Origin of the sequence: Streptomyces sp. NBC_01224 (assembly GCF_036002945.1) — a bacterium.
Lineage (GTDB): Bacteria > Actinomycetota > Actinomycetes > Streptomycetales > Streptomycetaceae > Streptomyces.
Map to the genome: position 1 here is coordinate 9,571,951 of NZ_CP108529.1, position 18,733 is coordinate 9,590,683.

16 protein-coding genes and 3 pseudogenes are annotated in these 18,733 nt (G+C 68.2%); 8 read left to right on the forward strand and 11 right to left on the reverse strand.

All coding sequences use genetic code 11. The annotated features are described in order from the left end of the window. The first annotated feature begins 28 nt into the window (after positions 1–28). Positions 29–913, forward strand: a complete 885-nt coding sequence (locus tag OG609_RS43945; RefSeq protein ID WP_327277843.1) for an IS982 family transposase — start codon at positions 29–31, stop codon at positions 911–913. A gap of 82 nt (positions 914–995) precedes the next feature. Here OG609_RS43945 and OG609_RS43950 read toward each other — a convergent pair whose 3' ends face one another. After that, positions 996–1,322, reverse strand: coding sequence for a hypothetical protein (locus tag OG609_RS43950; protein ID WP_327277844.1), 327 nt, complete (start codon positions 1,320–1,322; stop codon positions 996–998). Positions 1,323–1,687: 365 nt separating this feature from the next. On the opposite strand from OG609_RS43950, the pseudogene OG609_RS43955 reads away from it, so the two are divergent. Then, a pseudogene (locus tag OG609_RS43955) lies at positions 1,688–1,942 on the forward strand (GDSL-type esterase/lipase family protein); the annotation flags it as partial. Here the strand turns inward: OG609_RS43955 and OG609_RS43960 are convergent. Further along, positions 1,940–3,061, reverse strand: coding sequence for an IS630 family transposase (locus tag OG609_RS43960; RefSeq protein ID WP_327272935.1), 1,122 nt, complete (start codon positions 3,059–3,061; stop codon positions 1,940–1,942). The pseudogene OG609_RS43955 and the gene OG609_RS43960 overlap by 3 nt on opposite strands. Positions 3,062–3,074: 13 nt before the next feature. Between OG609_RS43960 and OG609_RS43965 the strand changes: the two genes are divergently transcribed. The 3 genes from OG609_RS43965 to OG609_RS43975 all read left to right on the forward strand — a co-directional run bounded on the left by OG609_RS43965 (position 3,075) and on the right by OG609_RS43975 (position 4,482). Next, complete coding sequence (locus tag OG609_RS43965; protein ID WP_327277845.1) at positions 3,075–3,479, forward strand: GDSL-type esterase/lipase family protein; 405 nt, start codon at positions 3,075–3,077, stop codon at positions 3,477–3,479. 390 nt (positions 3,480–3,869) lie between these two features. Beyond that, the gene (locus tag OG609_RS43970; protein WP_327277846.1) at positions 3,870–4,289 is read left to right on the forward strand and encodes a hypothetical protein; all 420 of its coding nucleotides are present in this window, start codon (positions 3,870–3,872) and stop codon (positions 4,287–4,289) included. A gap of 70 nt (positions 4,290–4,359) precedes the next feature. After that, the gene (locus tag OG609_RS43975; protein ID WP_327277847.1) at positions 4,360–4,482 is read left to right on the forward strand and encodes a hypothetical protein; all 123 of its coding nucleotides are present in this window, start codon (positions 4,360–4,362) and stop codon (positions 4,480–4,482) included. Between the two features lie 957 nt (positions 4,483–5,439). Here OG609_RS43975 and OG609_RS43980 read toward each other — a convergent pair. The 8 genes from OG609_RS43980 to OG609_RS44015 form a co-directional block, all read right to left on the reverse strand. Continuing rightward, entirely contained in the window at positions 5,440–6,801 is a 1,362-nt protein-coding gene (locus tag OG609_RS43980) for a serine hydrolase domain-containing protein (protein ID WP_327277848.1), read from the reverse strand. A gap of 170 nt (positions 6,802–6,971) precedes the next feature. After that, positions 6,972–7,865: a serine hydrolase gene (locus OG609_RS43985; RefSeq protein ID WP_327277849.1), complete on the reverse strand. Its 894-nt coding sequence runs from the start codon at positions 7,863–7,865 to the stop codon at positions 6,972–6,974. 73 nt (positions 7,866–7,938) lie between these two features. Continuing rightward, a complete protein-coding gene (locus OG609_RS43990) occupies positions 7,939–9,195 on the reverse strand; it encodes an MFS transporter (protein WP_327277851.1) in 1,257 nt (418 codons plus the stop codon). 85 nt (positions 9,196–9,280) lie between these two features. After that, a complete protein-coding gene (locus tag OG609_RS43995; protein WP_327277852.1) occupies positions 9,281–10,924 on the reverse strand; it encodes a helix-turn-helix domain-containing protein in 1,644 nt (547 codons plus the stop codon). A 142-nt stretch (positions 10,925–11,066) separates the two neighbouring features. Next, positions 11,067–12,170 (reverse strand): o-succinylbenzoate synthase, encoded by a 1,104-nt coding sequence (menC, locus tag OG609_RS44000; RefSeq protein WP_327277853.1) that lies wholly within the window; start codon positions 12,168–12,170, stop codon positions 11,067–11,069. After that, positions 12,167–13,063, reverse strand: coding sequence for a GNAT family N-acetyltransferase (locus OG609_RS44005; RefSeq protein ID WP_327277854.1), 897 nt, complete (start codon positions 13,061–13,063; stop codon positions 12,167–12,169). Before OG609_RS44005 ends, menC begins: the two co-directional genes overlap by 4 nt. Positions 13,064–13,148: 85 nt before the next feature. Beyond that, positions 13,149–14,261: a M20 family metallopeptidase gene (locus OG609_RS44010; RefSeq protein ID WP_327277855.1), complete on the reverse strand. Its 1,113-nt coding sequence runs from the start codon at positions 14,259–14,261 to the stop codon at positions 13,149–13,151. Further along, complete coding sequence (locus OG609_RS44015) at positions 14,258–15,733, reverse strand: amidohydrolase family protein (RefSeq protein ID WP_327277857.1); 1,476 nt, start codon at positions 15,731–15,733, stop codon at positions 14,258–14,260. The genes OG609_RS44010 and OG609_RS44015 overlap by 4 nt, the downstream gene beginning before the upstream one ends. 102 nt (positions 15,734–15,835) lie before the next feature. Between OG609_RS44015 and OG609_RS44020 the strand changes: the two are divergent. Together OG609_RS44020 and OG609_RS44025 are read left to right on the forward strand one after the other, a co-directional pair. Continuing rightward, a pseudogene (locus tag OG609_RS44020) lies at positions 15,836–16,171 on the forward strand (transposase); the annotation flags it as partial. Positions 16,172–16,343: 172 nt separating this feature from the next. Then, positions 16,344–16,646 carry a hypothetical protein gene (locus tag OG609_RS44025; protein ID WP_327277858.1) on the forward strand — a complete coding sequence of 101 codons (303 nt, stop codon included), beginning with the start codon at positions 16,344–16,346 and terminating at the stop codon, positions 16,644–16,646. A 313-nt stretch (positions 16,647–16,959) separates the two neighbouring features. Here OG609_RS44025 and OG609_RS44030 read toward each other — a convergent pair whose 3' ends face one another. Beyond that, positions 16,960–17,670, reverse strand: a complete 711-nt coding sequence (locus tag OG609_RS44030) for an alpha/beta hydrolase (RefSeq protein ID WP_327277859.1) — start codon at positions 17,668–17,670, stop codon at positions 16,960–16,962. A gap of 821 nt (positions 17,671–18,491) precedes the next feature. On the opposite strand from OG609_RS44030, the pseudogene OG609_RS44035 reads away from it, so the two are divergent. Further along, a pseudogene (locus tag OG609_RS44035) lies at positions 18,492–18,725 on the forward strand (response regulator transcription factor); the annotation flags it as partial. Between the last annotated feature and the right edge of the window lie 8 nt (positions 18,726–18,733).

Below are 18,733 nucleotides of genomic sequence, written 5' to 3' on the forward strand. Positions count from 1 at the left end.
CTGGAAGATGGAAGTCCAACGTCGGTGCGTGAAACCAGAGTTGGACACCCTCGCGACCGCACTCCATGTGAAGACCGACGATGCGCTGAAAGCGTCTCCGCAACTCGCGCCATGGCGGCCAGCCGTGGGGGTCGCCCCAAAGCTCAGCGGCGCAGAGCTGGTCACACTGGCGATGATGCAGGCCATGCTCGGCTTCACCTCCGAGGCCAGGTGGCTCCGCCACGCCCGTTCCTACCTGCGACATCTCTTCCTTTACCTGCCCAAGCAGCCCGGCTACAACAAGCGGCTGTGCAAGGGCGCCGGACTGCTCCGGCGCATCAGCCGGCTGCTGGCCACCGACACGTCTGTGTGGAGCGACGAGGTGTGGATCGTGGACTCCACGCCGGTGGAGTGCGGCCGTTCACGCGAGACCGTCAAACGCTCCGACCTGGCCGGATGGGCCGAGTACGGGTACTGCGCCAGCCGCAGCCGCTTCTTCTGGGGACTGCGGCTGCACCTGGTGTGCACCCTCCAGGGCCTGCCCGTCGCCTTCGCCCTGGCCGGGGCCAAGGCCGACGAGCGCGAGACGCTGCTGGACCTCCTGGCCGCCGAACCCGGCCTCGTCGCCGCACGTCCTGCCCAGACACTGATCGGCGATAAGAACTACTTCGGCCGGGGCTTCGAGCACGAGCTGGCCGAGCAGGACATCCGGCTACTTCGGCCGGCCCACAAGGGCAAGCCGGAGCGGCGCGGAACGCCGTTACTCAAGCCGTTACGGCAGATCACCGAGTCGGTCAACGAGACCCTTAAAGGCCAACTCGATCTCGAACAGCACCTCGGCCGCACGCCCGGCGGTGTCGTCGCCCGTACAGGAGCGCGCTGGTCGAAGAACCGGTTGTCGATGTCGATCCGGATCTCACGCGCGCCTGGGTAGGGGTGGGGGAGGGGGCGTTGTGGCAGCGATGACCTGGCAGGCGTAGCCGTCGGGAGAGGAGTTGACAGAGGGTTGACGCCTGTCAACTGTTAGCTTCGGACCAGCCGTTGAATGCGACAGCCCAGGCCATGACGTCCTGTGCCTTTTTGGCCGAGACCTTCACCGTTGTGCTGTCTCCGTCCCTTCCACAGATCACGACAGACAGCGCACCGGTCTTCTTCTTGAGTGCGAAGGCGAACAGGCCGGTCGCGAACAATCGTGTCACGGTGATTCGCTTGCCTGTGCCGTCGATGGTCTGGACGGTTGCGCCGCTCGCGGGAGTATGCCACTGGCCGACTGTCAGGGTTCCGCTGCTGTCGAGGAATATCGGTGTCCCGCGAGGCGGCTGAGGTGGATTCGGAGACGACATTCAGGCCCCATTCGCTGGTCGGTCAACCAAATGTGCCAGCGTTACGGAAAACATGTGCTGACATTGCCGATCCGTGACCCTAACGTTTCCGCCATTGCCGCGCATCGCTGCTGATGTGGGTCCAGGCCATTGCGCGAAGTGATCACGTCCGGTTTCGTCAGGGCGTCCTGGTGAGCCCGAGGATCGGGCGGCGGAGCCGTGGTGTCGGTGGCGTATCGGGGGCTGTCGGTCCGGTGTCGGTGGGGTCTGGCACCTTTCGAGAGGTCCTGCCGGGTGCCCATCCGGCTGTGGGTTTCCGCTTTCCTCTCCCCACCCGAGTTCAAGGAGCGCACATGACGATCACTGTCCGACCGGGAAGCACCGTGATGTTCACCGGCGATTCGATCACCGACTGCCAACGGCTGGAGAGCGAAGACGGTCTCGGGTTCGGCTACCCGCTGCGCGTTGCGGGCGAGTGGGGCTTCCGGCACCCGGACCGGCCCGTGACGTGGCTGAACACCGGGATTGGCGGCAACAAGGTGATGGACCTCGAAGCCCGCTGGCAGACAGACGTGCTCGACGCGCGCCCGGACGTGGTGTCGATCCTCGTCGGGGTCAATGACATGGGCTGGCACACGCTAGTGTCCTGCGCCGGAGATCCGTCGGCAGAAGCGGGCGAGGGAGTCGAGGATCTCCTCGGCCGTCTTGGTCCAGATGAACGGTGTTGGGTTTTCGTTCCACTCCTTTACCCACGCACGGATGTCGGCTTCCAGGGAACGCACGCTTTTGTGGGAGCCGCGGCGGATCTTCTGGTCGGCGAGGAAGCCGAACCACCTCTCCACCTGGTTGATCCAGGACGAACTGGTAGGGGTGAAGTGCAGGTGGAATCGGGGGTGTTTGGCCAGCCATGCCTTGATGGCGGGCGTCTTGTGGGTGCCGTAGTTATCGCAGATCAGGTGGACCTGGAGGTGCCCGGGAACCTCCTTTTCGATCTTGATGAGGAACTTCTTGAACTCCGCTGCCCGGTGCCGACGGTGCAGCGAGGTGATGACTTCGCCGGTCGCGACGTCGAAGGCCGCGAAGAGGGTGGTCAGACCGTTGCGGACGTAGTCGTGGGTGCGACGCTCGGGCATGCCCGGCATCATCGGCAGCACCGGCTGAGACCGGTCCAGCGCCTGGATCTGCGACTTCTCGTCCACCGACAGCACCACCGCCCCTTCGGGCGGATTGAAGTACAGCCCGACCACGTCGTAGACCTTCTCCACGAACAAGGGGTCCGCCGACAGTTTGAAGGTGTCCGTCAGATGAGGCTTGAGATGGAACTTGCGCCAGATTCGGCCCACGGTCGACTTCGACAGCCCGCTGCGGTCGGCCATCGACTTGCGCGACCAGTGCGTGGCGTTCTTCGGCATCTCCTCCAACGTGCTGACCACGACGGCCTCCACCTGGTCGACGCTGATGGTGGGCGGTCGACCCGGCCGGGGCTCGTCCATCAACCCGTCCAGCCGGGCGGCCAGGAACCGCCGACGCCACTTGCGGACCGTATCCGCCGCTACCCGAAGATCCCGCGCCACCACAACAATCGGCGGAACGTCAGGGCCTGCACACGCCAGCACGATCCGCGCCCGTAACGCCACCGCCTGCGCAGACGTCGCCCGCCGGGCCCAACGCTCCAGCACCGCACGCTCGTCAACGGACAACAACAACGGTTCCAGCTTCGGACCACGACGCGGTGCGGGCACACCCGCAGAAACACTCATACAGGAACTAACGATGGATCTCCGGTGCAGGACACTAGACCCGAAGGGGTACGTGATCGCCGTGGAGGAGTTCGAAGCGGGTTATGACCGCCTGCTCGCGCCCCTCGCCGAGGCGGGCACGGAGCTGATCCTCCTCGAGCCGTTCCTCCTGCCGATCCACGGCGTCGTCGAGGCCGGTGCCGGAGTCGCACTCATCGGAGAGGAAGAGCGAAAGGAATGGCGCACCGATCTGGACCCGAAGATCCAGGCCGTGCGCAAGCTCGCCCGCAAGTACGGCGCGCATCTGCTCGACGCCGACGACATGTTCGCCGAGCTCGCCGCGAAGACCGGGCCGGAGTACTGGGCCGCGGACGGCGTACACCCCACGCCGGCCGGTCACGCCGCACTCGCGGCGGCCTGGCTGCGCCTGGTCGCGTGACCGGGCCTCGCGATCACCCGCGACAACGGCAATCGCGGACGAGGGGAAACGACAGCCCGGAACATTACCCAGCGTTACTCGCCACCTGGCCGTAGACATCTCAGGAGCCTAGAGGTCAAGCCGCATCGCGTAGAGAGGGCGGTTTGTGTCACTGAACCTTGACCACCCAGGTCGAAGCGCTCGTCGTCACCTGTGGTTCGCAGGTTGCGTACGCAGGTCAGATCACTGAGCCTCCGCCAACTTGAAGTCGCTGGTCAAAGGGCTGGTGTGACCGGCTCTCGGGGTACTCGCGCTGGTCGTGGGCGGCTGTCTGGGGAGTAGATCGTCCGTCAGTGGTCGGCTTGCCGGCTTCTGCTCGCTGTGTCCGGGTGGCCTTCCACGATCCGGTGCATGCTGAATCTCGAGCTGGTTCAGCAGTTCGGCGATCCGGCCTGCTTGAGAGCCAGTCGGCATGGCGGCCCGGAGCCGCCCCTACCGTGGCTGTCCAGCGCAATCGTGGAAGCGACAGCGGACGGACCACAGCCGACAGGATATGCCGATTTCGCTGACGGAGCGTTGATCAGCGTCGATGAGGACGGCACTGCCACTTTGGGCAGCTCGCCCATGAGCATGTGCGGAGATGCCACGGTGGAAGCGACCGAAGGCTCCGATGGCAAAGGTCAGAGCTTTAGGATCGAGTTTCCGAAGCATTCATCGTGCGTCACTGTCGAAGTGCCGAACAGTCTCGACGTTGTGGTCGACGGAGATTCCATGACTGCCACACCCACTGGGTCGACCAACGCCCACTTCAGTTTTCGACGAGCTGGATAGCACAACTGACTGCGCACAGCGCCTCCCACACCTCGAACACCAGTGCACCCGCGGCCAGGTGCGACCGGAGGTGGCCGACGTAAGCGTCGGCCTTGACCTGCACGCCGGATGCGAGGACGCCCTGAGTGTGTCCGACGCCGAGGCGAAAGCGGCTGCCGCAGGGCTGGCGCAGCCGACGGCGGTGGGGCGGTAACGACCGGGCCGCCAACTTGCGCCGGTCCGGTCGAGTTGCGTGTCCCGCAGCTCGTCATTTATGCACCATCTGCATAAGACTCTGCGATCGCACATTGTGCGTGCCGTGGACTGCTCTCTGGCGGACGGCCCCGGTCAGCGTGCTCTCGCTGGGAGCGACGGCGAGGCTCTGCGGGAATGCCTGCCGGGGCGGACGGGGTCGATGCCGAAGACGGTTACGTTGACGCCTCTGGCGTGCAGGAGCCGGCCACGAGGGCGGGGCGGCCGTGGAGGAAAGCCGTGTGCGGGAGAACTGCATGCACGGTTTGAAGCGGCGGGGACTGGAAACGGAGCGTCAGCAACCGCGCCAGTCCCCGACCCTACTGAAGCGCCGTCTCGCCGACCACGTGTGGTGCGTGATCGCCGACGAGCGCAGGTCTAAACACCAGCCATTTCACGTGACTTGACAAGACACAGAGGCACCTCGTTGTGCGGGAGGTGCTGACTAGCTCCGTACTTCGCGGGTGGCTGAATCGGTTGGTTCGGGTATGTGGGGGTGTCCGTTGGAGCCGTGGCCGCTGCCGAGGCCGAGATCCTTCGCAACGGCCCGAAGATCACCGAGCGCCTGCTTCGCGAAACCGCCCGCTCACTCGGCTACCTATGACCGGTGGCAGGCCCGCACTCGCCATCGGGATGCAGTGGGCGTAGCAGCGTACGGACGAATAGTGGGGCCGGGCAGAGTGATCCTGTCCGGCCCCAATGTCGTCGGTCAGCCGAAGTCGAGCGTCTCCTGTGCGGGGGCGGCCGGGGTCGGGCGGGGCAGTGGTGCGCCGTCCTGCTGTGCGGCCTTCCAGCACTCGGTCAGCTTGTCCTTCCAGCCCTTCGGCGGGGGCCACGGAACGCCCCAGGCGGCAAGCTGGTCACGCTTCCAGCCGCCAGCGGGCGTGCGGGCGGCTTCGATCTCTTCGAGCGATGGCGTTCACCGGCTCACCCGCCGATCGGCCCGGCCGGTGTGCAGGAACTGCGCCCGCCCGTTCCCGTCGTCACCGACGAACGCGTGCACCATGTGCATGCCGTGCTGCGGCTCGGCCGGGATCAGCTTGTCGCCGTCGTACGCGACCAGTTCGATCCTTTCCGACGGACCGCCGTCGAGCTCGACAAACACCCCCTTCGGGTTCCGCTGGACCCACAGCCGGCCGTCGGCGTCCTCGCTGACCACGGTGTCACTGACGGACGACGAGTACTCGCCCACGAACCTCGCCGTCTCGACGCGTGGGGCGTTGGCGTCCGGCACCGGGAGCGCCGGCATTTCCACTCCGGCCAGCTCGCGCAGCACTCGGCCGACGAGTTCGACGTACAGCGGGAGCGGGTTGCCGCCGTTGGTCAGCAGTGCCACCGCGATGTCGCGGTCGGGAACCACCCGCAGGAAGGCGGACTGGCCGAGCGTGCCGCCGTCGTGGCCGACCACCGCGCCGCCCGGCCAGTCGAAGAGCGACCAGCCGAGTCCCCAGGCGTCGCACATCAGACCGAGATCCAGCAGGTCCACCTCGCGGTGCCGCATGGCGAGCGCGCTCTCCGGCGTGAGCACCGCCGTCCCATCGGGCCCCCTGCCCCCGTCGAGATGCATCCGCGCGAACGTCAGCAGGTCCCGCGCTCGCATCGCCAGCATCGATCCTGCGGGCGCGTTCGACCGGGGCAGTGCCCAGGCCTGCGCGGGCTGCGGCTCGGCGTCCTGCTCCGGCGAGAGGTGCCCCGACGCGGCACGGAACCTGACGGCCTCGTACGGGCTGGGGGCGGCATGGGTCAGCCCCAGTGGCGTGAACAGGTGGTCGCGCAGGCAGTCGTCGTAGGACTTGCCGCGCAGCACCTCGACGATGCGTCCGAGCACACAGAAGGCGGCGTTGTTGTACGAGAACATCTCGCCCGGCGCGAACAACTGGGGCACGCCGGCGAGGAGGGTGACGAGCTTGTGCACCGCGTCGTCGCCGCGTCCGGTGTCGAGGAAGATGTCGCCCTCAAAACCGGAGGTGTGGCACATCAGCTGACGGACGGTGATCTTCGCGGATGCTGTCTCGTCACCGACGGCGAATCCGGGCAGGTACCCCCGGACCGGGGCGTCGATGTCGAGCGCGCCCTCGTCGACGAGCTGCATCGCCAGCGTGGTCGTCCAGACCTTGGTGATCGAACCGATCTGGAAGACGGAGTCCGCAGTGGCCTCGACGCCGGTGTCCTTGTTCAGTACCCCGGCCGCGCGGTCGATCACCTCGCCGTGTGCGTATACGGCGATCGATGCGGCCGGCACCTTGTACTCGGACAGCAACTCGGGAAGGCGACTTTCCAACCAGCTACAGAGTTCATTGAGTTCGTGCATGTGCACCTCTTGTCTCTGCGAGGGAGAACGGGTGATTCCGGGAGGGTACGACCTACGCGCTCGTGGCCGATTCGTGAGAAACGACGAGAACTGGCGATACCTTCATCGCGGCCGACGAAACACCCGGCCGCCGGTATGGGTTACCGCCGAAGCCAGTCCACCGCCCGGGCGGCGGCGAACCCGATGAAGGCGTCACGCTCGGGAACTCTCGATCGGGCGTCGATGGCTCTGGTGAAGACACCGACTGCGTACCGGCCGCCGTCCGGGTACTCCACCACGCCGATCTCGTTGCGCAGCGAGGGCAGCGTTCCGGTCTTGCCGCTGATCCTGACGTCGTCGTCCGCGAAGCCGGAGCGCAGTCGGTGCGGCCACAGCTGCAGTTCCAGCCAGCGCCGGACGTCGACGCATGCCGCCGCGGGGGCTGCTTCGTCTCGCCAGATCAGGCCCAGCAACCGGGTGCTTTCCGCGGCGGTGGTCCGGCAGGTCTCTTCGGGTGTCAACGCACGTAGCCTGGCGAGTTGTTCGGCCGGCAGCGCGGCCAGGATCCGTTCGTCGTCCTGGTAGTCGATCCCGAGGTCTTCGCCGATCGTGCGCAACAGCTCCCCGCAGTCGTGGGGGACGGCCGTGTGCGGGAGGCCGAGCCGCCGCAGCGTCTTGGCGACCGCGGCCTTTCCCACCTTCCCGAGGATCAGGTCCGTGGCGACGTTGTCGCTGATGCCGATCATCAGGACGGCCAGGTCGTACCAGGACATCGTGACGTCGTGGCGGAACGTCGCAAGGCCGTACGGGCTGGCGGTCGGATGTCCCGGTGCCACCGCGATCCGCTCGGCGAGGTCGAATTCACCGTCGGCCGCCTGCCGGGCAAGTTCCACTGCCACGGGAACCTTGAACACGGAGGCGGTGACCACCGGCTCCTCGGCGTCGATGCCCATCTGTCGCGGGCCGTCCAGATCGGCCGCGTGCAGCCAGACGCGGACGCCGACTTCCGCCGCTCGGGCGGTGATTGTCGCGATCAGTTCCGATTCGGTGACCATGGGGTGATCCCTTCTGTCTGTCCGGTGCGGACTTTCTGTCCGGACCGGATCTGTTTGCTGGTGCGCCAACCGACTACTTGGTTCCGGTCGACGGGAAGTTGAACTGTTCGGCGCGCTGCGGGACCCAGAACGCGATCACTCCGGTGAGCAGCGTGGTGCCGATCAGGAAGCCGAACGCCGCGGTGTAGGAGAACGCGTCGGCCAGCCAGCCCATCGCCAGCGGCGCGATGACGCCGGCGACCTGGCCGCCGAAGTTCGTCATCCCGGCACCGAGTCCGGCCACCGCCGTGGGAAGCACCCGCAGCGGAAGGCCGAAGACGCACATCGTCGCCATCCCGAACACTCCGACGGCCAACGTCTCGTAGACCGTGAATGTCGCCGCGCTGCCCGCCGACACCATCAGGGCGAGCAGGACCGCGGTCACCGTCGCGATGGACACCAGGTACCACCTGGCCTTGTCATGGAAGTACCGGTCGAACAGCCAGCCGCCGAAGATGGTCGTCGCGAAGCCCACCAGACTCGGGATCGCCGACAGCACGCCGGTCGCGTTCAGCGACAGGTGTCTGGCCTCGAGCAGATAGCTGGGCACCCAGGTGACCAGGCCGTAGCTGAGCATGTTCATCGCGCAGAACAGCACCGCGAACTTCCACACGGCCGGGGACTTCAGCACTTGCGCACGCGAGACTTCGGGCGTCGTCACCGTCGTTTGCGGGAGCCGGCTGAGCCGGTCCGGCAACGCCTTGGGCAGGAGCGCCCACAGCCCGATGCCGATGGCCGCGCCACAACCCGCCATCCAGAGGAAGGTGTGCCTCCAGCCGATGGCTGTCAGCAGTGGGGCGACGAGCAGGGGTGCAAGGCCGGCGATCCCACTGGCGGACAACATCACGCTGGTGGCGGTTCCCCGTCTCCGCGGTGTCGTCCGTTCCGCGATGGCTTTGAACGACGCCGCCGGGAAGGCGCCCTGACAAGCACCGAACAGGCCACGGAACAGCAGGAGCAGACCGAAGGTGCCGGCCATTCCGGTCAAAGCGGTGAACAGCGACCACAGCACGAGCGTGATCAGCATCGGTTTGCGGGAGCCATACCGATCGGCCAGGTAGCCAGCCGGTATCTGGCAGATCATGTAGACCAGCGCGAAGACGGTGACCAGCGAGCCCTGCGCGGTCTTGCCGAGATGGAACTCCTCTCCGATCGACGGCAGAGCCATGCTGATGGAGAACCGGTCGATGTAGTCGATCGACCAGGCGCACAGCATGACCACCATCGTGATCGTTGCTGTCCGGTTGACCCGCTCAGGTGTCCAGGTGTCCTCGGTGACCACCGCGGTCATGGTTGCCTCCGTACCGCTGCGTCGGGGGTGATGGCCCATCCTGGACATCAGGTGACGCAGCGGATTCGTGGAGTTCCACAAACCTTCAGGTGGTGTTCGGGCGGTGCGGACGAATGTTGACTCGTTGCGGCGTCCGGCTTCTGCTCATGGTGCCGGGCGTGTGGAGCCGGAGTTGCAGCATCGCCGCGAACCGCTCGCCAGGGTCGTCGAGGTTGATCTCACCGACCTCTGCGACCCGTCGCAGTCGGTACCGGAAGGTGTTGGGATGCACGTACGCCGCGGCGGACGCGGCGGCCACGTCGCCGAAGGTGTCCAGCCAGCACGACAGCGTGTGGACGAGTTGCGACTGGTGCCGGACGTCGTAGTCGAGCAGGCGGGCGACGGGCCCGGTCGCCACGCCCCCGCGCGCGGCGGCCAGATCGGCGAGGTCCAGCATGAGAGCGTCGACGTGGACGTCCTCCGCCGTGGCCACCCGCCGGGCGCCCTCGTTGGCGAGCAGCACCCGCAGCGCTCGGTCCGCGCCGTCGCGCGAGCGGCTGAGTCCGGAGCCGTCGAGTGCGGGCGGGCCGATGCCGATCGCCGCGTCCACGCGCTGCCCGGTGCGCTCCAGGAAGGTCGACGCGACGCGGATCGACCGCTCCTGGCAGTCCGCCTGGCCTCCCGGCATCGGCACGATGCCGTAGGCCACGTCGCCCACCAGCGCCACGGCCGAGCGCGCCTGGACCGCACTCAGGTGCATGGCCAGCGCGTCCGCGACCCGCTGGCGATCCGCGACCCGGCGCAGACCGTCCTCCGTCGACGGATCGGCGTCCGAACCACCGAACAGACCCAGCGCCAGCACGATCGCGGGCTGCCCCACCAGCCCGAGCCGCGCAATCGCCTCCGGTGCGCCCGCGCCGCCTTCGAGGGCGGTGCTCACCAGGTCGGCGCGCAGGCGGCGTTCGACATCGGCGCCCGCACGCAGACGCAACATGTGGAGCGCGACGAGCTTGCCGGCGTCGATCAGCGCCTGCGTCCGCTCTTTGGACAAGGGCCCGGGCACCGCCGCCCAGATCGAACCGAGGATCTCGTCGCCGGCCCGCACCGCCAGCGCCACCCGGGGAACGGTCATCGTCTCGTCGTGGAGCGGGTCGACGTACACGGGCGCATGGCCGCGATGGAGACGCTCGAAGACGCCGTTGCGAGCCAGGCCAAGCGTGAACCGTTCCGGTACCTGGCGGCCCAGGATCGTCTCCACTCGGGACTGGTCGGCCTCGTCCTGGCGGCCGGAGAAGGCGAGCACCCGTGAGCTGCGGTCCTCGATGGTGACCGGCGCGTCCAACAGCGCGGCCACGGCGTTGGCCAGCGCGAACAGGTCGCCCGACGGCATGCCGCCCAGCGTCTGCGGTGAGATGTCGCCGATGTCCCCCTCGACGAGCAGGGTGCGGAGCATGGCGGCGACCTGCGCCCACGAGGCGCCTCGGGTGAGTCCGAGCAGTGCGACGCCGGACTTGTCGGCGGCCCGCCGGATTTCCACGGTCGCGGTGAAGGGTGACCGGACGACGAGCGCCGCAGCGCCCTTGCGGCCGAGTTCGTACAGGAGGCGGACCACGTCGTCCGGTTCGTGGAAGCCCACCCCCAGGACGACGGCCTGGGCGGGGAACTGCGCCTCGTCGAGCGGGTCGTGGATGACTACGCCGCTCAGCTGCCGGCGCGTGCCCGCGCCGCCGGCTATCGACTCCAGCAACACGTCCCCTAGGTCTTCGAGAACGCGCGCCAGGCTTGTGTGTGGCTTGCCAGACGTCGGTGTCAGCACCGCCCAAAGGTAACTCCGGCCGCACCGGAACCTGTTGGTCCGATCCGACCGGATTTCACGGCGAGTTCGTCGCGTGCTACGAACCGAGCCACACCTTCGAGGTCGTGACCTCCGCCAGCAGGTCGGGAATCGGGGTGACGCCGAGGCCCGGCCCCTGGGGCACGGGCAGGTGTCCGTCCTTCAGGACGAACGGTTCCGTGATGTCGTTCCGGTAGAACCGGTCCGACGCCGAGGTGTCGCCGGGCAGGGTGAACCCGGGCAGCGAGGCGAGCGCGACGTTGGCCGCCCGCCCAAGCCCGGTCTCGATCATGCCACCGCACCACACGGGGATCCCGCGGGCGGCGCAGACGTCGTGCACCCGCCGTGCCTCGAGGTAACCACCGACCCGGCCGGGCTTGATGTTCACGATGCGACAGGCACCCAGCGTGATCGCGTCGGCAGCGGAACGGGCGGACACGATCGACTCGTCGAGGCAGATCGGCGTGCGGATGCGACGGGCCAGCTCGGCGTGGCCCAGGAGGTCCTCCTCGTCCAGGGGCTGCTCGATGAGGAGGAGCTCGAAGGGATCCAGTCGGGAGAGCTGGGACACGTCGGACAGCGTGTACGCCGTGTTGGCGTCGACCTGCAGCAGCACATCGTCGCCGAAGCGCTCCCTCACCGCTCGCACCGGCTCGACGTCCCAACCGGGTTCGATCTTCAGCTTGATCCGCACGTAGCCGGCGTCGAGATAGCCGCCTACGACGTCCAGGAGTTGTGGGACGGAGTCCATGATGCCGACCGAAACCCCGCAGGGCACGGAGTCCCGGGTGGACCCGAGCGCGGTGGCGAAGGACAGGTCGTGTGCTCGGAGTTCAGCGTCGAGCACGGCCATCTCGAGTGCGGCCTTCGCCATCCGGTGACCCTTGAACCTGGCCAGGCGGGGCGCGACTCGGCTCGCGGTGACCTCGCCCTCCATCAGGGCCGGGACCAGGAAGTTCCGCAGCACGTGCTCGGCCCCGTCGACGTACTCCGAGGAGTAGAGCGGCTCTCCCATCGTGACGCACTCGCCCCAACCCTCGCCGTTCGGTGTCACGACTCGTATGAGCAGCAGTTCCCGTACGTTCTGCGTACCGAACGACGTCCGGAACGGTGCCACCAAAGGCATCTGGACACGCAGAAGTTCCACACCATTGGGCTTCATGACGACTTCTCCCTTGAGACCACGTACCAGCCGGCACGATCGAATCCGATGACCCTGGCTTCCTCCGCCATCAGGCCTCCCAACACCTCCCGCAGCGCGACGCGCCACGCCTGGCCCTGATCCGGGTCCGTGCGCCGGAGTGTCTCGATGTCGGGCGGCACGGCGACCAGCACGACCGGCCCGTCGGCCACTGCGGTCAGCGGTCCCCCGTCAGGTGCGACCGACAAGGCAGAGGCCGCACCGCGCTCTCGCAGCGCGGTTACTTCGACTCGGGCAGCCTCACCGAGCGAAGCGGCGGACGCCGCCGGGCCGGAAAGCTCCCAACGGACCATCAGCCGGTCGGTGTCACCGGCGCCGTTGATGCCGTCGCGCATCGGCCCGTAGAAGTCGGGCAGGTAGCGCGCCGGGCCGGCGCCGAGTTTGGCCAGGTTGAAATACGCGTTCCGCCGCACCAGGGGATCGAACGTCCAGGTGACCAGCGAGACGTCCTGGCGCAACGCCCAGGCGCGCTGGTGCAGTTTGAGGGCGAATCCGATCCCCCTCCCGAGCCCTCGCGGCGCCACGCCGGCGATGTGGCTGTGCAGGCTCGCCGTGGCCGGGCTGCCGAAGAAGCCGAGGCAGGCTCCCAGCAGCTCCTCCCCTTCGTACGCGCCCGCGACATAGTTCCCCGCCGCGGCCATCGCCCGCAACAGCTCTGTCGTCACCGGTTGGGCGCCCGTGCCCGGCTGCCAGATCGATGCGAAGAGCCGGCAGACATCGGTCAGGTCGGACACCTCGGTCAGGTCCCGGATTTCCACACGTGAGGCGGCGGCAGCAGCGGTCGCGGCGGCCAGCGCGGCTCCGCTCACGGCCGGGGAAACCAGACCTGACTCATATGTCGCAAGATCTCTCACGGGACTTTCCTTTCCGGGCTTACCGGGCGGGTCACCGTGGTGCCGCACCAGGGTTGTCCGCCGCGTTCGTCGTAGCGCACAGAGTTCACTTCGCCAGCACAGCGTCGATCAGGGCGGTGAGCAGGGCGGTGCGCCGTGGCAGTTCGGCTACGACGACGTGTTCGTCGTCCGCGTGCGCACCGCCGCCCACGCCGCCGAGGCCGTCGAGGGTGGGGATCCCGAGGCCGGCGGTGAAGTTCCCGTCCGAGGCGCCACCGACAGCGGCGGCGGTAAGAGCTCCGAGGCCGAGTTCGGCAGCGATCGTTGCAGCGAGGTCGAACAGCCTCGACGACGCGTCCGCCTGCAGCGGCGGGCGGTTGATGCCACCCGAGATGCGGATCCGCGAGCCCTCGAGTACGGGGCGGAGGTCCCGCACGGCCCGGTCGACCCGCCGCTGCTCCGCCTCGTCCCACACACGTACGTCGACCGCCACGCTGGCGCCTGCGGGAACCGTGTTGGTCGTGGTGCCGGCGGAGAGGACCGTCGGCACGACGGTCGTGCCCCGCTCGGCGTCGGCCAGTGCCGCGACTGCGAGGATCTGGTGCGCCGCCTCCACCCCGGCGTTCACCCCCTTCTCCGGTTCGAGCCCGGCGTGCGCGGCCCGGCCGTCCACTTCGATCCGGTACAGGGAGGCGCCTTTGCGGCGGCACTTCAACGCTCCGTCGCCTGCCGAAGCCTCCAACACGAACACCGCGTCGCAGCCGCGAGCCTCTTCCTCGATCAGCCGTCGCGACGACGGCGAGCCGATCTCCTCGTCACCGGTGACCAGGATCGAAAGACCCGACCGGTTCCCGGCGGCAGCGGCGGCGTGCAGCGCCATCACGACACCCGCCTTCATGTCGAAGCAGCCCGGCCCGCGCAGCACTCCGTCCCGGACGGCATACGGGTGTGTCTCCACCGATCCGGTGGGCCACACCGTGTCGTGGTGTCCGAGCAGCAGCACACGCGGCGCCTCGCCGAACCGCCACCTCAGGTGCGTGCACCCGTCGATCACCACGCGATCCGGTTCCGTGTCCAGCAGCCTGCGCCCCAGTGCCGCCACGACGTCTGCGCTGCGGGCGACGGCTTCGTGATCGGACGACGGCGACTCGCACCGCACCAGGGTCTCGATGTCCGCGACGAGGGCCTCCACCGCCACCTCGGCGCGCGTCGCCGTCATCGTGGCTCACCTCGCAGCGGCTGTCCGGGAAGCGCGTCGACCTGCAACTCCCCCGCACTGACCACCGGGACACCACCGACAAACAAGTGCCGCACGCCCACAGACGGCCGCGTGGGGCCGAAGTAGGTCGCGCAATCGGTGATCGCCACGGGGTCGAGTACGACGATGTCGGCGTCCGCGCCGACCCCGAGGTGTCCTTTCGCCCGAGCGCCCGGCGCCACCTCGTCGAGGACCCGCGCCGGCAGGTGGGCACACCGCCGGAACGCCTCCGGCCAGTCCCAGGCACCGCTCTCCCGCACCATCACGCGCAGCGTCCTGGTGAACGTTCCCGCGGTGCGCGGGTGCGTCGTTCCCCCGGGCGGCAGTGGCCACTCGGTGCTGTCGTTGCTGCCGTCGGGCCAGAAGACGGGCATCGCGTCACTGGCGACAATCGCGTCCGGGAAGGCCAGCGACTGGTGCAACATCGCGAGCTCGCGCGGGTTGCCCTCGTCGAGGAACTCCAGAATGCAGGGCGCCCCGGGGTCGCTGTTCCGCAACTGCCGCAGGCGCCCCTCGTCGGCGATGCGCTCCCCCGATTCGAGCATCACGACACTCGACGGGGACAGGCCCTTCATCCGCAGGCGTTCGGCGTCGAGGAAGGCCGCTCCGATCGCCGTGCTGCCGGCCCCGTACGGGTAGGCCTCAACCGTCACCCGAGATCCCGACCGCCGTGAACCGTCCAACGCGCCGAGTACCCGGTCGATGTGGTGGCCCGAAGTGCTGTTGACGTGGCAGTGGTGCATCGCTGCACCGGTCTCGGCCGCGGCGATGACGATCTCCTCGGAGCCGTCTGCGGGAGTTCCGGGATCCACCTCGACCAGCTCGCGGACGTGGGTGTACGTCGGCACGCCGGCCTTCGCGGCAAGCCGGGCGACAGCAAGGAACTCGGCAGGCTCACTGTGGGGCGCGTACCCGAGGAGGACTCCGATGCCGAGCGCTCCGGCGCTCAGCTCACCCTCGATCAGGGCCAGCCACTCGGCGAGTTCACGATCGGTGGAGGAGCGCTGCCATGCGCGGTTTCCCAGCACCGCGAGGCCGCTCCCGATCTGTGCGTCGGGCTGGATGCCGGCGAGCACCTGGGCCCGGGCACCACCCCACGAGGCGGAGAAGCCGTAGTGCAGCGGGCGTCCGTCCGCGGCGGCCTCGGCGTACGCACGCCCGATGGGCATGAGGCCCGCTTCCAGGTCGAGGGCCGTCGTCACGCCGTCCATGGCCTGCAGCCGCTGCCCCGCGATGGAGTGCACATGGCTGTGCAGGTCGACGAACCCCGGACCGACGACCAAACCCGTGACGTCGACGACCGCGCATCCCGGTGGCGCGTCGAGCCCTGCGGCGACGGCGCTGACCACGCCGTCGGACACGAGGACGTCGGCGATGCCGTCGAACCCTGTTCCCGGATCAATGACACGGCCACCACGCAAAAGTGTCTGCATGCTTTCGTCTCCTCGTCGAGGACGCACTGGAGCACCTGCTGGCCTCCAGTGCGACCCTAGGAGGGATATCAGGCACCGCTGTTGGTCCAGGCCGACGAATCCGTGACGGCCTATTCATGCACCCCGACGAACCCGGCACGAAGTACTGCTTCTTCTCCGGGCTGGACATGCCCGGGACGACCGAGCAGCGCAAGATACCGGGACGATGCGCCCGGCATCTTGCCCTGTCGGAACGGCTACTGGCGTCCGGCCGCCGCTTCGGTGGGATGGCTGCGGAGCAGCGCACGCGTGGCAGACCGGTGGCAACGATGCGAGGAGGAACTGCTGGCGTTCTACGACTTCCCGGCCGAACACTGGATCCACCTGCGGACCACGAACCCGATCGAGTCGACGTTCTCCACGGTCAAGCTCCGCACCAAGGTCACCCGCGGAGCTGGCGTCCCCGCCGCTCTTCACCCGCCAGCTCGGTGAACGGTCACGATGCAACAAGAAACGCGACCGGACAACGCGCTGCGGGAGCCGGGCATGGAGTGGGCGTGACACCGCCGCCGTCCGGCCGTTGAGCTGGACCGCGCGAGGCCCCGGGACACGATGTCCCGGGGCCTCGCGCGTGCTGCAACGCGGTGCTGCAACACCGGCCCTGGGCATCCCCGTCCGGCGTGAAACCGCAGGTCAGGGGCGCAACGCCTCGGTGTTGCGCTGCGCTGATGCAGCGCTGGGACGGGGTTCCACCGGCCGCGTCCCATCCGCTCATGAAGGCGGCGAGGGTGCGGCGCTGTTCTTCCTCGCGGGCAACCTGCTGGTCGAGGACGTCGCGGTCGACGTAGGGGTCGACGGCGGCGAGGACCAGGCGCTGGGGTCCGGCGGGTTCCATATTGGTAGGTCCGGCTATTGGAACTTGCGGAGTTCCTGATCTCCTCAGTGCGATGTCGGGTGCCTCCGTGGTCCCGACCGCGAGTAAGAGCTTCCAGGTTGAGCAGTAGATCCCCAGTGGCAAAAAGAGAGTCGACGGAGCCCTCCGACGGTGCCAGCCGCGAGCATGGCACCCACGAACCCGGGGGCCCGTCACCCACCCTTGACCACTGAGCCGAGCGAGTGACCACCACCGGCGGCCTCGTCAACGAATCCGTACATCACGTCCGTGGACGCACCCGCGCCCTGGACCGTTCAGGGTCAGACGCGGTCGTGCGTTCCCGGAGAGCCCGGGGGTGTTGCGTGCGGGGTTGCTACTTCTGCCCGGCCGAAGCCCGGCAGGTCAGGTCCTTGACGGGGAGCCTGCCCGTGGTCAGGTAGACCGTGGCGGCCTTGTCTGCGCAGGAATTGCCGTCGGGCGCGTAGAGGACGCCGTGTCCCTCGCCGCCGGCGACGGTGAGCATCCGGGAGCCTCGCAGGGTCCGGTGCATGGCCTGGCCGGCGAAGAGGGGCGTCTGGGAGTCCCACTCGTTCTGTGTGATCAGCGCACCGACCTTGTTGTCAATCTTGGTCTGCGGCTCACTGCCCTGCTTCCAGAAGGCGCATGGTGTGATGGTGGCCGCGAAGTCGCCGTACAGCGGATACCGGGCCTTGTCGCGGATCGCCTCGCGGCGGTACCGCTCGGGCTCGTGCGACCAGGTGCGGGTGTCGGCGCACATGACGGACCAGGCGATGGAGGCGTAGTTGTCGTCGGGCTGCTCGGCCTGACCGGGTGTGCCGGACGGAGCCGGGTTCTTGCCCTCGGCCGCCTTCTTCAGCCCGGCGATCCGTTCGGCGGGCTTCTGGACGTGGAAGAACGTGCGGTTGTCGGCTCGGATGCCGTCACCGGGAGGAGGGTCTGCCCCTCGAAAGGAATGGGCTCGCGGTCCGCCCGCGCGATCAGATTCCAGAAGGTCTCGCGGACCTTGGCCGGGGTGTCGCCCAGTCCGTACGTCGTGTGCCGCCGGACGGTCCATTCGGTCCATCGCGTGAAAGCCTGCTCGGCCGCCTTCGCCATGTCCTGGAACATCCCCCAGTAGATCCGCGTGGGGTCGGTCGCACTGTCCAGGACGATCCGGTCGGCGCGCTGGGGAACAGCTGCATGTAGACGGCGCCGAGGTAGGTGCCGTAGGAGATCCCCAGGTAGGAGATCCTCTTCTCGCCCAGCGCGGCGCGGATGACGTCCATGTCACGGGCGCTGTTGCGGGTGGTGAGGTGCGGCAGCTTGTCACCGGCCTTGGTCCGGCACTTCCCGGCGACCGTACGTACCCGGTGCGCGTCCTTCGCGAAGGTCTCGGCCTTGTACGGCTGGTCGGACTGTTCCTCGGCGGCAGCCCGCAGCTGACGGGAGAGCTCTGCCCGGCGCCCCTCGGGTCGAAGCCGACGAGGTCGTACCGCCGCTTCACTTCCGCGGGGAACTTCATGAGCGGGTCGACAGGAAGATGCAGTCCCGCTGCGCCGGGGCCGCCCGGGTTGAGCAGCAGAACGCCGCGACGGACGTTCCTTCGTGCTGCCCGCCTTCAGCCGGGATATCGCGAGGCCGATCGTCTTGCCGCCGGGGTCGCTGTAGTCCAGCGGCACCTTGAGCGTCGCGCACTGAAAGGTGTCGGGGCCCTTCGCGTCGCAGCGTTTCCACTGGGGCTTCTGCCGTGTACTGCCGCAGGGGGTCCTTGGCGGTGGAGGCGTCGGATGCCTTGAACGCGGCGAAGGTCAGCGCCGAAAGGGCGGCCGCCGCGAGGCCGGCGGCGAGTAGGGGGGCTCTGCGGGTGTTTCTCTTTCCACGGTGGTGCTCGTCCTTGTCGAGGAGGGTGGCGCCGAGGCGCTGCCGCAGGCGGCGCTGACGGGCCGGGAGGAGGAGGTGCTGCGCTTGATGGCCACCGGCCTGTCCAACCCGGAGACCGCGGAGTCGCTCACGGTGAGTCTGGAGACGGTGAAGACCCACGTCGGGAACGTGCTGACCAAGCTCGGCGCGCAGAACCGGACCCACGCGGTGGTGATCGCGTACGAAACCGGCCTGGTCGTGCCCGGGGTCGCGGGCTGACGCGACAT